14 protein-coding genes and 1 pseudogene are annotated in these 13,179 nt (G+C 65.6%); 13 read left to right on the forward strand and 2 right to left on the reverse strand.

What is annotated here, in order from left to right; translation table 11 throughout:
• Positions 1-37 precede the first annotated feature (37 nt).
• From AC5Y30_RS14025 to AC5Y30_RS14035, 3 genes are all read left to right on the forward strand, one after another.
• Positions 38-1,054 carry a Dyp-type peroxidase gene (locus AC5Y30_RS14025; protein ID WP_499919058.1) on the forward strand — a complete coding sequence of 339 codons (1,017 nt, stop codon included), beginning with the start codon at positions 38-40 and terminating at the stop codon, positions 1,052-1,054.
• Entirely contained in the window at positions 1,051-1,848 is a 798-nt protein-coding gene (locus tag AC5Y30_RS14030) for a family 1 encapsulin nanocompartment shell protein (RefSeq protein WP_499918890.1), read from the forward strand. The genes AC5Y30_RS14025 and AC5Y30_RS14030 overlap by 4 nt, the downstream gene beginning before the upstream one ends.
• Before the next feature lie 69 nt (positions 1,849-1,917).
• Positions 1,918-2,658: an SDR family NAD(P)-dependent oxidoreductase gene (locus AC5Y30_RS14035; protein ID WP_499918891.1), complete on the forward strand. Its 741-nt coding sequence runs from the start codon at positions 1,918-1,920 to the stop codon at positions 2,656-2,658.
• A 3-nt stretch (positions 2,659-2,661) separates the two neighbouring features.
• Here the strand turns inward: AC5Y30_RS14035 and AC5Y30_RS14040 are convergent, their stop codons facing one another.
• Entirely contained in the window at positions 2,662-4,374 is a 1,713-nt protein-coding gene (locus AC5Y30_RS14040; protein WP_499918892.1) for an MOSC domain-containing protein, read from the reverse strand.
• Positions 4,375-4,606: 232 nt separating this feature from the next.
• Between AC5Y30_RS14040 and AC5Y30_RS14045 the strand changes: the two genes are divergently transcribed.
• From AC5Y30_RS14045 to AC5Y30_RS14090, 10 genes and pseudogenes are all read left to right on the forward strand, one after another.
• Positions 4,607-5,476, forward strand: a complete 870-nt coding sequence (locus AC5Y30_RS14045) for an alpha/beta fold hydrolase (RefSeq protein WP_499918893.1) — start codon at positions 4,607-4,609, stop codon at positions 5,474-5,476.
• A gap of 58 nt (positions 5,477-5,534) precedes the next feature.
• Positions 5,535-6,230 carry a TetR/AcrR family transcriptional regulator gene (locus AC5Y30_RS14050; protein ID WP_499918894.1) on the forward strand — a complete coding sequence of 232 codons (696 nt, stop codon included), beginning with the start codon at positions 5,535-5,537 and terminating at the stop codon, positions 6,228-6,230.
• A gap of 24 nt (positions 6,231-6,254) precedes the next feature.
• A complete protein-coding gene (locus AC5Y30_RS14055) occupies positions 6,255-6,926 on the forward strand; it encodes a TetR/AcrR family transcriptional regulator (protein WP_499918895.1) in 672 nt (223 codons plus the stop codon).
• A 121-nt stretch (positions 6,927-7,047) separates the two neighbouring features.
• Positions 7,048-8,094 (forward strand): zinc-binding dehydrogenase, encoded by a 1,047-nt coding sequence (locus tag AC5Y30_RS14060; RefSeq protein ID WP_499918897.1) that lies wholly within the window; start codon positions 7,048-7,050, stop codon positions 8,092-8,094.
• A 54-nt stretch (positions 8,095-8,148) separates the two neighbouring features.
• A complete protein-coding gene (locus AC5Y30_RS14065) occupies positions 8,149-9,030 on the forward strand; it encodes a DUF427 domain-containing protein (RefSeq protein ID WP_499918899.1) in 882 nt (293 codons plus the stop codon).
• 2 nt (positions 9,031-9,032) lie between these two features.
• Positions 9,033-9,458: a VOC family protein gene (locus AC5Y30_RS14070; protein WP_499918901.1), complete on the forward strand. Its 426-nt coding sequence runs from the start codon at positions 9,033-9,035 to the stop codon at positions 9,456-9,458.
• A 39-nt stretch (positions 9,459-9,497) separates the two neighbouring features.
• Complete coding sequence (locus AC5Y30_RS14075; protein ID WP_499918902.1) at positions 9,498-10,091, forward strand: TMEM175 family protein; 594 nt, start codon at positions 9,498-9,500, stop codon at positions 10,089-10,091.
• Between the two features lies 1 nt (position 10,092).
• Positions 10,093-10,776 (forward strand): haloacid dehalogenase type II, encoded by a 684-nt coding sequence (locus tag AC5Y30_RS14080; protein WP_499918904.1) that lies wholly within the window; start codon positions 10,093-10,095, stop codon positions 10,774-10,776.
• Between the two features lie 54 nt (positions 10,777-10,830).
• Positions 10,831-12,287 (forward strand): annotated as a pseudogene (locus AC5Y30_RS14085) (dihydrolipoyl dehydrogenase family protein).
• Between the two features lie 3 nt (positions 12,288-12,290).
• Complete coding sequence (locus AC5Y30_RS14090) at positions 12,291-12,758, forward strand: cupin domain-containing protein (protein WP_499918906.1); 468 nt, start codon at positions 12,291-12,293, stop codon at positions 12,756-12,758.
• Here the strand turns inward: AC5Y30_RS14090 and AC5Y30_RS14095 are convergent.
• Positions 12,752-13,150 (reverse strand): VOC family protein, encoded by a 399-nt coding sequence (locus AC5Y30_RS14095; RefSeq protein WP_499918909.1) that lies wholly within the window; start codon positions 13,148-13,150, stop codon positions 12,752-12,754. The two genes, AC5Y30_RS14090 and AC5Y30_RS14095, sit on opposite strands and share 7 nt — an antisense overlap.
• Positions 13,151-13,179: the final 29 nt, after the last annotated feature.

The following is a 13,179-nucleotide window of genomic DNA, read 5'->3' on the forward strand; positions in this document are numbered from 1 at the left end:
CATGGCTGTCCGCCGTTGTGCGGTTCACGTTAGGGTCATCCACGTGCCCCCCGTCCAGCCGCAACCCATCCTCGCGCCGTTGACGCCCGCGGCGATCTTCCTGGTGGTGACCATCGACGACGGCGGGGAGGCGGCGGTGCACGACGCACTGCCTGACATTCCCGGACTGGTGCGCGCGATCGGCTTTCGCGAACCGCAGAAACGGTTGTCGGCGATCGCCTCGATCGGCTCGGACGCCTGGGATCGCCTGTTCTCCGGACCCCGGCCCGCCGAACTGCATCGGTTCCACGAACTGCACGGACCGCGACACACCGCTCCCGCCACGCCCGGGGATCTGTTGTTCCACATCAGGGCCGAAAGTTTGGATGTCTGCTTCGAACTGGCCGACCGGATCCTCAAATCCATGGCCGGTGCGGTCACCGTGGTCGACGAGGTGCATGGCTTCCGCTACTTCGACAACCGCGACCTGCTCGGATTCGTCGACGGCACCGAGAACCCGGACGGCGCGCTGGCCACGAGTGCCACCGCGATCGGTGACGAGGATCCCGACTTCGCCGGCTCGTGCTACGTGCACGTGCAGAAGTACGTGCACGACATGTCGGCGTGGCATTCGATCTCGGTTACCGAGCAGGAGCGCGTGATCGGCCGCACCAAGCTCGACGACATCGAGCTCGACGACGACGTCAAGCCGGGCAACGCCCACATCGCCCTCAATGTGATCACCGACGACGACGGCACCGAACTGAAAATCGTGCGGCACAACATGCCGTTCGGCGAGTTGGGCAAAAGCGAATACGGCACGTACTTCATCGGCTATTCGCGCACGCCCCAAGTCACCGAACGGATGCTGCGCAACATGTTCCTCGGCGACCCGCCCGGAAACACCGACCGCATCCTCGACTTTTCCACGGCCATCACCGGCGGATTGTTCTTCTCCCCCACCCTCGACTTTCTCGATGATCCACCACCACTTCCCGCAGCGCCGTTGGCGGAAACGCCTGCTGCACAGAACGGCTCACTCTCGATCGGCAGCCTGAAAGGAACGAGTTCATGAACAACCTCTACCGCGACCTGGCACCGGTCACCGAAGCCGCCTGGGAAGAAATCGAATTGGAGGCGACCCGCACCTTCAAACGCCACATCGCCGGGCGTCGGGTGGTCGACGTCAGCGAGCCCGGCGGACCGGTTACCGCCGCGGTGAGCACCGGCCGGCTCGCCGACGTCGCAGCACCCACGGAAGGCGTGGAGGCTCACCTGCGCGAGAGCAAACCCCTTGTCCGACTGCGGGTTCCGTTCACCCTGTCACGCTACGAGATCGACAACGTCGAGCGCGGCGCCAACGATTCCGACTGGGACCCGGTCAAGGAAGCCGCCAAGAAGCTGGCATTCGTGGAAGACCGGGCCATTTTCGAGGGCTACGTCGCGGCATCGATCGAGGGCATCCGCTCCGCCAGCTCGAATAAGTCACTGACCTTGCCGGCGGACCCGCGGGAGATTCCCGACGTCATCACTCAGGCGATCTCCGAACTCCGGCTGGCCGGTGTCGACGGTCCGTACTCGGTGCTGCTGTCCGCCGACGTGTACACGCGGGTCAGCGAGACGACCGAACACGGCTACCCGATCCTCGAACACATCGACCGATTGGTTCCCGGCGACATCATCTGGGCGCCGGCGATCGACGGCGCCTTCGTGCTGACCACCCGCGGCGGCGACTTCGACCTGCAGCTCGGACACGACGTGTCGATCGGGTACACCAGCCATGACGCGGACACCGTGCAGCTGTATCTCCAGGAGACGCTGACCTTTTTGTGCTACACCGCCGAGGCCTCCGTTCCCCTCAACCCGTAGGAATAATTGGCGGCAAGCCCTTGCTTACCGGGAGAGCAACTGAACTTCTCTCTTGGAGGCAGGGTTTCGATGGCAACAACTTTGGCCGGCTCGACCGCATTGGTCACCGGCGCGACATCGGGTATCGGCCGGGAAATCGCACTGCAGCTTGCGGCTCGCGGCGCCGAGGTCGTGGTGCAGGGCCGCAATGCCGAACGCGGCGCCAAGACCGTCCGCGATATTGAAAATGCCGGCGGCACGGCACGTTTCGTCGCAGCAGACCTCAACGACGCCGACGATGTGCGGCGATTGGCCGCCGAGGCGGGACCGGTCGACATCCTGATCAACAATGCCGGAATCTACGAATTCGGTCCCACCGCGGACACCGACGACGCGGCCTTCGACGAACACGTCAACGTCAATCTGCGCGCGCCGTACATTTTGGTGCAGCAGTTGGTGCCGGCCATGGCCGCTCGGGGTAACGGCGCCGTGGTGAACGTGAGTACCCTGGCCGCTTCCGTGGCAACCCGCGGCGCGGGTGTCTACGGGGCCACGAAGGCCGGCTTGGAGCAGCTGACCCGCGTGTGGGCCGATGAGTTCGGCGAGTCGGGCGTGCGGGTGAATGCTGTAGCCGCCGGACCGACCGAAACGCCTGGGGCCGCGGCCCTTCCGGGTGTCCTGGATACCATCGCGGCGATCACCACGGTGAAACGCGTGGCCGACGCGGGCGAAATCGCCAGTGCCGTGGTCTTCCTCGCATCTCCGGACGCCAGCTATGTCAACGGCGCCATTCTGCACGCGACCGGAGGTCAACGAGCGATTGCCGCGTAAACGCTAGAGGTCGAGAACCACATCGGTATCCGGGGCCGCCGAGCAGATCAGCACCGACCCCTGGCCGGGCGGCTCCAATGGCCGTTGCACGTAGGCGGTCGTCCCGGCGATGATCCCGGTTACACAGAGGTGGCACACCCCGCTGCGGCAGGAAAAACGGGTTGGCACGTCGCAATCTTCGGCCAGGTCGAGGATGCTGTGGTACTGGGGGGACCAGCTTACCGTTAATCCGCTGCGCGCAAAGGTGATCGCGGGCCCCGTGCCCCGCGGTCCTACAGGTTGATGCGGTGGCTTGTGATCACCGGTCTCGACAATGCCCGGGCTGATCGCGGGCAGCGCGCCGAACAGCTCGCTGTGAATGCGCGTGGAGTCGAATCCAATGCCGATCAGGGCCTCGCGCATATTCGACATGAATTGCGTTGGTCCGCAAAGATGTACGGTGGCATCGGTGGGCAGGCCCAACGCCGCGATGGATTCGCGCCGCAGGCGGCCTTGTGTTTCGGTGTAGAAGATTTGCTGCCTGGCGTGCGGCAATGACTCGATGAGCGTCGTGACTTCGTCTGCGAAGGCCTGGGTTTCGCGACTGTGAGTGGTGTGCAACCACCAGATGTCGCGACGGCTCGCGGCCGCGGACAGCGCATGCAGCATCGCCAGCACCGGCGTCGCCCCGATACCGGCGGAGAACAGGATGACCGGGCTGGAGTCGTCGGTGAGGAAGAAGTCGCCGCGGGGCGCGGCCGCCGCGATCACCGACCCAGGGTGAATGCGGGTGTGCAACCACCGGCTGACCACACCGTGGTCCTCGCGCTTGACGCTGATGCGGTAATAGCCGGCGCCGGATCCGTCGGACAGCGAGTAGCTGCGCATCGGTGCGGGCTCGCCGGCGCCAGTGATCTTGACCGTCAGGTACTGGCCGGGAAGCGCCGGTGGCAGCGGACTGTGGTCGTCGGCTTCCAGTCGGAACGAAAGTACTTGTGGACTCTCCCGGCGTGTTTGGGTCACACGCAAGTTGCGGAAGCCTAGCCATCCCGGTTCGGCTCCGATGGGCGGCGCTAGCGCGGGTGCCGCACCGTCGTGTGCGGCCAGCAGCTCGTGAAACGACTGTTGCCAGCCGGGGCTGAGCGCCGGAACGTCGATGGCCGTACGCAACATTTCGTCGTCGCGGTCGGGCAGATAGAGCAACGCGTCCACGTCGGCGACGCTGAGTTCGTGGCGGCCTCGGCGGGTCCGCACGATGTCGTCGCCGGCTCGCACGTGGCCCTCGGTGATTACCCGGAAGTAGAAGCCCGGGCGATGTTGAGAGACAAGCAGATTGGGCATGTTCGGCTCGTCGAGTCGGATGCCGATCCGAAAACAAGTGACCCGCGGCTGGGTGACCTCGAACTCGGCATCGCCGATGCGATAGCGGTCTCCGATGCAGACGTCGTCGTCGGCGAGTCCGGTGACGGTGAAGTTCTCGCCGAAGTGTCCGGGTTGCAGGTCGTCACGACCCAGGTATGCCTTCCAGAAGTCGTAGGCTTCGGTCTGGTACACCATGACGGCGCGTTGCTCCCCACCATGCCCGGCCAGGTCCCCCTGGCCGTCGCCATCGACGTTCAGCCGGCGCACCATGACTGGCCCCTCGATCGGAGCCTTCCAGATCCCGGTGTAGACCGCTTTGTCTCGCCATTGGACGTTCTTGGGCATGCCCACGTTCACCGAGACAAGCCTGCCCACTGTGTCACCTCGAACCGGCTCGTATTCGTACGAGCCCCAACTGGGATGGTTCGCCCAGAATATGGCAGGCCGGTTCGTGCGGCAACACCTCGGCTTCACGGGCTGTCGCGAGCCGCCCGTTTGGTGCATACTGGGTCATACAACCCATAATCTAGAGTCTGGGTTCCGCGCACCTCCATCGGACGCCGCCGAGGCGCACGATGCTGAAATGCATTGACTCAGGAGGAATGCCATGCCTGCGGTTCATCATCGCTACGCCAACGTCGACGGTCATCAGATCTTCTACCGGGAGGCCGGCGATGACGCCGCCCCCGCGGTGGTTCTCCTGCACGGTTTTCCCACCAGCTCGTACATGTTCCGCCACCTGATCCCCGCCCTCGCCGACGAATACCACGTCATCGCACCGGATCACCTCGGCTTCGGGCTGTCCGACGCCCCACCGGTCGACGAGTTCGACTACACCTTCGACGGGCTGACCGACCTCACGGCCGGTCTGCTGGGAACCCTGGGCGTCAACCGGTACGCCATGTACGTTCAGGACTACGGCGCGCCGATCGGCTGGCGGCTCGCGTTGCGCGACCCGGCCGCGATCACCGCGATCATCAGCCAGAACGGCAATGGCTATGACGCGGGATTCGTCGAGAGCTTCTGGAAGGTCGTGCAGGCGTACCAACAGGAGCAGACGGCGGATACCGAGGCGGCGGTGCGCCAGTTCCTCACCCTGGATGCCACCCGTTGGCAGTACGTGACCGGCGTGGCCGAGGAGACGCTGGTCGATCCCGAATCCTGGCAACATGACTACGCCCTGATCTCCCGTCCCGGCAACGATCTGGTGCAACTCAAGTTGTTTCGCGACTACGCCACCAATGCGGCCCTGTATCCGCGCCTGCACGACTACTTCCGGGCCGCCCGGGTGCCGCTGCTGGCGGTCTGGGGCCGCGGCGACGAGATCTTCGGCCCGGCCGGCGCCGAGGCGTTCGCCGACGACCTGCCCGACGCCGAGATCCATCTGCTCGACGGCGGACACTTTCTGCTGGAATCCGCGTGCGACGACGTCGCCCGGCTGATCCGGAACTTCCTCGCGACCCAAGCCCAAGCCTGAGCCGATGTTTGGGCTGGAGATCCCATAAATGGGGGCGCTCCCGGGTTAGCCTGGCGCGATGGCCCATCCCGATGTTCACGACGAACAACGGTTGACCGCCAAGGGGCGAGCCACCCGCGACCGAATCGTGCAGGCCGCCGCTCAGCTGATCGTTACCGAGGGCCTGTCCGCGTCGAACATGGACAGCGTGCGCCGGGCGGCTTCGGTCAGCGGCTCGCAGCTTGCCCACTATTTCACCGACAAGGCGGCGCTCATTCGCGCGGTGATCAGGCGCCAGATCGGCGTCGTCTTGGATTTTCATCGCCAGCCCACCCTTCGCGGCCTAGGTTCGTTTGACGACTTCGAGCGCTGGATCGATCTGAACATGCGCTACCTGCGGCGCATCGGCTATTTCGGCACCCCTACCTACCACGCCTTGACCGCCCAGTTGGCGAAGTCAGACGACGCCACCCGCGAGGCGCTGGCCGCCGGGTACCGGCAGTGGATTGAATTGCTGGAACGGGCAATTGCGCGGATGAAAGACGACGGGTTGCTGGTTCGCGATGCCGATCCAAACCAACTGGCGTTGGTGATCGTCACCGCGCACCAGGGCGGTGGCGTGCTGACCTTCACCTACCAAGAGGAGTGGCCGCACGCCGACGCCATTCGCTTCGCAATCAACTATTTACGTCTGTTCGCCACCGACCCCGCCGAGCGAGCACCCCGTCCGCCGCGCCGGTCCCGCGCGCGCCGCCCGGCGCGACGGGCCGGGTGAGCGATTGGTCCCGAAGGCGGCGAAGTGACCGAACGCAACCCATCGCGCTTCACCCGCAAGGGACTGGCGACGCGCGCGCGAATCATCGAGGTCGCCGCCCGGTTGATGTTCGAACGGGGCGTCGCCAACACGAGCGTCGACCAGGTTCGTCGCGCCGCCGCGGTGGGTGGATCCCAGATCTCCCACTACTTCGGCGATAAGCGCGACCTGACCCGCCATGTCATCGATGCGCGCCGTAATGACGTGCGGGCCTTCCACACTCGGCCGCAGTTCGCCGGGCTCGACAGCCTCGCTGCCCTGCGGGCCTGGGCCGATGGCTGCGTGGCCGACATCGACGCCGTGTACCGCGTCGGCGGTTGCGTCTATGGGTCCCTGGCCGGTGAGCTGATCGAGGCCGACCGCGAGATACACGATGAGTTGGCCGCGGGATACGACCAGTGGATCGACCTGTTTCGGGCCGGCCTGGAGTCGATGCGTGAGCGCGGCGACCTGCGCCCGGAGGCCGACGCGCGGCATCTGGCCGTATCCATGGTCGCCGCGCACCAGGGCGGCGCGATGCTCACCCACGTCACCGGTGATCCGCAACCGCTGCGGGCCGCCGTCGATGCCGCGGTCGACTATGTGTGCTCCTTCGCGGTGCAACCCCCGCGGCGTAAGAGTCAACCCGCGTCGTCGCGCGCGCAGCGCAGCGTCTGAGTGTTGACGTTTCGCTGGACATGGGGGATATGGTCACCCATAATAATGGGTCAGTTGGCCCATTATTATGCGTCGCGCCACCTGGTGCCGTCGCCGCCGACGATGGTGAAAGAGGCAGCCGATGTCCATGCTCGAGTCACCTCAGCTGCCAACCGCTCCGGCGGTCGTACGCGAGCAAGCCGGTGGACAAGCCATGCGGGCGATCATCTTGGAAAAGTTCGGCGGTCTGGACAGCCTGGTCTACACCGAAATTCCCAAGCCGCTGCCGAAAGATGGCGAAGTCGTCATTGCGATAAAGGGTTTCGGCATCAACCATGCCGAGATCCACATGCGTCGCGGCGAATGGGCCGAAGCGGCCGAGGTCAGCGGCATCGAATGCGTCGGCATCGTCGACTCGTGCCCGGGCGGCGAATTCCCGGTCGGGGCCAAGGTCGCGGCGCTGATGGGTGGCCTGGGGCGCACCATCAACGGCAGCTATGCAGAGTACACCCGCGTCCGCGCAGCCAATGTTGCGCCCATCGAATCCGACCTGCCGTGGTCACAGCTGGCGGCTCTGCCGGAAACCTATGCGACGGCGTGGACCTGCCTGTACCGCAACCTGAGTCTTGCCGCGGAACAAACCTTGGTGATCCGTGGGGCGACTTCGGCTTTGGGTCAGGCCGCTCTAAAGATGGCGGTGATCACCGGCGCCGAAGTCATTGCCACGACGCGCAGCCGGCAACGCTTCGGCATGCTCGAAGAGCTGGGCGCGACCCGGGTGGAGGTGGAGCGCGGTGACCTTGCCGCCCACATCGCGGAAGCCAAGCGTATCGACGCCGTACTCGACCTCGTCGGCAACAGCACCATCCTCGACTCCCTGGACATGTTGCGCCGCGGCGGCACCGCCTGCCTCGCCGGGTGGCTGGGTGGTCTGGCACCCATCCGCGATTTCAATCCCCTCGCGCGAATGGCCAGCGGCGTGAGCTTCAGTTTCTTCGCCAGCCCCGTATTCGGAAACCCCGGGTTCCCGGTTTCGGATGTGCCGTTCGGTCAGATCGCTCAGCAGATAGCCGACGGCAAGCTCGACGCGGCACCGGCGCGGGTCTTCTCGTTCGACGACATCCGCGAAGCGCACCGCGTCGCCGAGGCGGGTGAAGCCACAGGCAAGCTCGTCGTCGTGCTGGAGTGATGCGGACGAGAAACACTACTGCGCGAACGAATTTCAGGAAAGGACGGGCTTCCCATGGGTCTGGCATGGCAACAAGGGCCGCTGGCGACGGGATCGCTCGGACACTTTTTGACCGAGCAGCCGATGCCGCCGCGGCTGCTGTTCGCCGAGCCGTTGCGTCGCCGACTGCGAGTGCGCTTCGCCGATCGATGGATCGCCGACAGCGAGGATGTGATGCTGTTGCACGAGCCGGGTCGCTACCCGGTCGCCTACTTTCCCCGCGGCGACATCGAAGAGGAAACGCTGCTTGCCGAAGACCGGGTGACGCAGCACCGTGACCTCGGGGCCACCCAGTGGTTCACCGTCAACGCATCGGGACGCGAGACCAACCACAGCGCCTGGGAGCACACCGGGCTGCCGGCCCATGCAGCGGTACTCGAGGGCCGGGTGGCCTTTGCCTGGCGTGCCATGGACGGGTTCTACGAAGAAGAGGAGCGGATCGTCGGGCACGCCGCTGACGCCTATCATCGCATCGACATCCGTTCCACGGCGCGGCATCTGGTCGTCCGGGATGGCGACCGAGTGATCGCCGATACCCATCGCCCGCTGGCACTGTATGAGTCCGGCTTTGCGCCCCGATGGTACGTCCCGCGCCAGGATATCGATGAGTCAACCCTCAAACCTATTGATATTCAGACTTTTTGCCCATACAAAGGGATTTGTTCGTACTATGACATCGGCGACCACCGGCGCGCGGCATGGTCTTACGTCGGCGCTTGGACGGAGGTCGCGCGGGTTCGCAATCTGGTGTCCTTCGAGCCGGACAAGGTCGATGTGCACCTCGACGGCAAGCAACTTCAACTCGAACCGGGCCAGACCGTCATTCCACACGGCGTGGATCGCGGGCTCGACACAGAGGAGATCTTGGGAAAGAACCCGGCCGGGAGCGCACCATGAGGATGTCCTTGGAAGTCGTGATCCTGCCCGTCGCGGATCCGGACCGGTCGTTGCGGTTCTACCGTGACCAGGTTGGCTTCAACCTCGAGGTCGATTACGCCCCCACGCCCGAGTTCCGGGTCATCCAGTTGACGCCTGAGGGATCGGGCACCTCAATACAATTCGGCGTGGGGCTGACGGATGCGCCGGTTGGCTCCGTGCGGGGCTTGTATCTTGTCGTCTCCGACATCGAAGCCTGCCGCGCCGAGCTCACTGATCGCGGCGTAACAGTCAGCGAGATACGGCATAAGGACACCGACGGCGGCTGGAGCGGCACCTTTCTCGCGGGTGCCGATCCAGATCGCGGCAACTATGCGAGCTTCGTCGATTTCCGCGATCCTGACGGCAATGCTTGGGTGGTCCAAGAGCGGGACCATCAGCCGGCCTGAAAACGGCTTCGGTGCAATGCGGCAGATCGGAAGGTAACGGTGACGGAACAAGGCACCACTCCCGAGCGGGTGCGCGGGTTCTCCGACGGCGTCTTCGCCGTGCTCATCACGATCTTGGTGTTGGCACTCAGGCCGCCGAGCGCACATGGCTTCGGCGCCCTCCTGCCGCTATGGCCCACCGGACTCAGCTATGTGGTCAGCTACCTGTTCATCGCCATCGTCTGGGTTAACCACCACCACGTGTTGAACTACGCGCAGGTCGCGACACCGCGCTTGGTGTGGTCGAACTTCGCCCACCTGTTTTCGGTATCGCTGATCCCTTTCACCACCGAGTGGATCGCCGACAGCAGGCTGGCCGCGGCACCGGTGTCCTCATACGCCGCGGTCTTCGTCCTGGTCAACATCACCTACCTGGCGCTGTGCTGGGAGGCGGTCGATCGGCCTTTGCACCAGAATGTTTCGGCGCGGATGCGACGCATGCTGCGGATGAGGTCGTTCATCACGCTGAGCGTGTTTGTGACGGCGGCGCTGATCGCCTTGTGGTGGCCGGTGGCCGCGATGTTGCTGATTGTGCTGTGCCTGGTGGGTTACCTACGACCGGATATTCCCCAACGAAAGAATGTCGAGCACTAGCATGACAACACCGTCCGTCCTCGTCTTCGACGTCAACGAGACGCTGCTCGACATCGAGTCCATCGCACCGCTTTTCGGTGAGCTGTTCGGCGATGAGCGCATGTTGCGCGAATGGTTCGCTCAACTCGTCATGTACTCGATGTCGATCACGCTGGCCGGCAACTACGTGACGTTTCCGGTGCTCGCCGAGGGGGTGCTGCGCATGCTGGGCGACATCTACCGGGTGAACGTTTCCGAAAGCGACGCGGAGCGGCTGAAGGCCGGGCTGCTCACGATGCCGGCGCACCCCGATGCCGCCGAGGGGCTGGCTGCGCTGCGTGACAACGGCTTTCGGCTGGTGACTTTGAGCAACTCCCCGCCCAATCCGGAGGGCCCGACCGCACTGCAGAATTCCGGGCTGGCTGGCTATTTCGAACATCAACTGAGCGTCGATGCCCGCAGCGTCTTCAAGCCTTCGCCCGCCGTGTATCGGTACGCATGCGAGACGATCGGGGTGGCTCCGCCCGATTGCATGATGGTGGCGGCGCACGTGTGGGACACCATCGGTGCGCAGCATGTCGGATTCGGCGGGGCCCTCATCACCCGGCGCGGCAACGTACCGCTGCCGATCGACGGCCTGCCGCAGCCGAACATCGTCGCCAGTGATGTGCGTCAGCTCGCCGAGCAACTGATCAATCTCCGATGAATACCCGGAGCGGGGCCTCGGCGCCGCGGCCACCACGCGAGAGGATCGTCGACCATGGCAGCAGCTGAGGCAGAAGAGTTCGACGTCGTGGTGCTCGGCGCCGGCCCGGTCGGCCAAAACGCCGCCGAACGGGCCCGAGCCGCAGGACTGCGCGTTGCTCTGATCGAGCGCGAACTCGTTGGCGGCGAGTGCTCGTATTGGGCGTGTGTGCCCAGTAAAGCACTGCTGCGCCCCGTGATTACGCTTTCCGACACCCGCAGGATCGACGGCGCGCGGGAGGCGGTCACAGGCTCGCTGAGCACCGACGGCGTATTCGGCCGCCGCAACCGCTACGTCACCGACTGGGACGACAGCAGCCAGGCCCACTGGGTGAGCGGGATCGGCGCGACCCTGATACGCGGGCACGGGCGATTAGACGGGCCGCGCCGCGTCGTCGTCACCGACGCCACCGGCGACCAGGTGGCGGTCGCCGCACGGCACGCGGTGGTCATCTGCACCGGAAGCCGCACCGCGTTGCCCGACCTGCCCGGCCTCGCCGAGGCGAGACCATGGACCAACCGGCGGGCCACCGATAGCAGCGCCGTCCCGGAGCGGCTGGCGGTCGTCGGCGCCGGCGGCGTAGGTGTCGAATGGCCACGGCGTGGCGGGGATTGGGCTCCGAGGTGACCCTGTTGGTGCGAGGTTCGGGACTGCTGCCCAGGATGGAGCCCTTCGTGGGCGAGCTGATCGGGCGCGGCCTCGCCGAGGCGGGCGTCGACTTGCGCATGGGGATATCGGTCCGCGCGTTGCGCCGCCCGGACGATTCCCATGTCGTCCTCGATTTGGATGACGGCACCGAGTTGCCCATCAACGAGGTGCTCTTCGCCACCGGCCGCGCCCCGCTGACCGACGACATCGGTATGGAGACAGTGGGATTGAGGCCGGGCAGCTGGCTCGAGGTGGACGACACCTGTCTGGTGCGCGGCGCCGTCGACGACGGCTGGCTCTACGCGGCTGGCGACGTCAATCGCCGGGCGCTGCTCACCCATCAGGGCAAGTACCAGGGCCGCATTGCCGGTGCGGCCATCGGCGCCCGTGCCGCGGGAAAGCCGTTGGACACCAAACCGTGGGGTGCGCATGCCACGACCGCCGACCATCACGCGGTGCCGCAGGCCTTTTTCACCGACCCCGAAGCGGCTGCCGTGGGACTGACGGCTGAGCAGGCCGGCCAAGCCGGACACCGAATTCGCACGGTCGACATCGAAATCGGCGATGTGGTAACGGGAGCCAAACTTTACGCGGACGGCTACACGGGCCGCGCGCGGATGGTGGTAGACGCGGATCGCGGCCACCTGCTCGGCGTCACCATGGTCGGCCCGGGCGTGACGGAGCTCCTGCACTCGGCCACCATCGCCGTCGCAGGCCAGGTGCCGGTCGACCGGTTGTGGCATGCGGTACCGTGCTTCCCGACCATCAGCGAGCTATGGCTGAGACTGCTCGAGGCGTATCGAGACGCCCCGGACGATAATTGACCCGTGGCCACTTCGGACGGATTCCATCCAGACTTCGACAGCACGGCGACGCCGCCCGCGCGCAACCGGGTGCGTCACGTCAAGGCGTCGGAGATCAGCTCCGACACAGCGCAATCGGAGGGGCTGCGGCGCTTCGCCGCCCTGTCGGGCAGCTCGGTCGGCGCGGAGAAGCTCTGGATGGGCGAGACGCACGCGGCGCCGCAATCGGCTTCGGACAACCACCATCACGGCGACTCCGAGACCGCCATCTATGTCCGAAAGGGCAACCCGGAGTTCGTCTTTCATGACGGCACCGGAGAGGTCCGCATCGCCGCCGCTCCCGGCGACTACGTTTTCATCCCGCCGTACCTGCCGCACCGGGAGGAAAACCCCGACCCCAACACCACCGCCGAGGTGGTGATCGCGCGCAGCAGCCAGGAAGCCATCGTGATCAATCTCCCGGCCCTGTATCCGCTGGCCGACCCTCAGTAGACGGCGATCTCGATCAGGTTGCCGTCGGGGTCACGGCAGTAGTGCGAAGTCATCTCGCCCAGCGCCCCCACCTTGGTCACCGGTCCGGAGATCACCTTCACTCCGCACGCGGCCAGGTGGGCGCGCACGTCATCCGGGCCGGAACGGGTGACGAAGCACAGGTCTTCGGAACCGGCGGCCTCAACGGACCCGGTGAACCAGTCGGGATCGTCGGCCAATGCACCGACTTGCCGCAGATTGATCTTCTGATCCCCAAAACACAGCGCCGTCCGACGCGAGGGCCCGAACGTCTCGCGCCGCATCCCGAGCACGCGCTCGTACCATGCGGCGGTGGCCTCAACGTCGCGGCAATTCAGGACAATGTGGTCGAACCGTTCCACCGCGATCGCCACCCTTGACCCTCCTGACCCGCGCAAACCCG

The sequence above is a fragment of the Mycobacterium sp. NGS27 genome (assembly GCF_059813005.1).

Coding starts and splice junctions, on each gene's coding strand:
- AC5Y30_RS14035 (WP_499918891.1), top strand. CDS start 1,918: ATGGCAACAACTTTGGCCGGCTCGACCGCATTGGTCACCGGCGCGACA.
- AC5Y30_RS14070 (WP_499918901.1), top strand. CDS start 9,033: ATGTCCTTGGAAGTCGTGATCCTGCCCGTCGCGGATCCGGACCGGTCG.
- AC5Y30_RS14080 (WP_499918904.1), top strand. CDS start 10,093: ATGACAACACCGTCCGTCCTCGTCTTCGACGTCAACGAGACGCTGCTC.
- AC5Y30_RS14045 (WP_499918893.1), top strand. CDS start 4,607: ATGCCTGCGGTTCATCATCGCTACGCCAACGTCGACGGTCATCAGATC.
- AC5Y30_RS14050 (WP_499918894.1), top strand. CDS start 5,535: ATGGCCCATCCCGATGTTCACGACGAACAACGGTTGACCGCCAAGGGG.
- AC5Y30_RS14065 (WP_499918899.1), top strand. CDS start 8,149: ATGGGTCTGGCATGGCAACAAGGGCCGCTGGCGACGGGATCGCTCGGA.
- AC5Y30_RS14030 (WP_499918890.1), top strand. CDS start 1,051: ATGAACAACCTCTACCGCGACCTGGCACCGGTCACCGAAGCCGCCTGG.
- AC5Y30_RS14060 (WP_499918897.1), top strand. CDS start 7,048: ATGTCCATGCTCGAGTCACCTCAGCTGCCAACCGCTCCGGCGGTCGTA.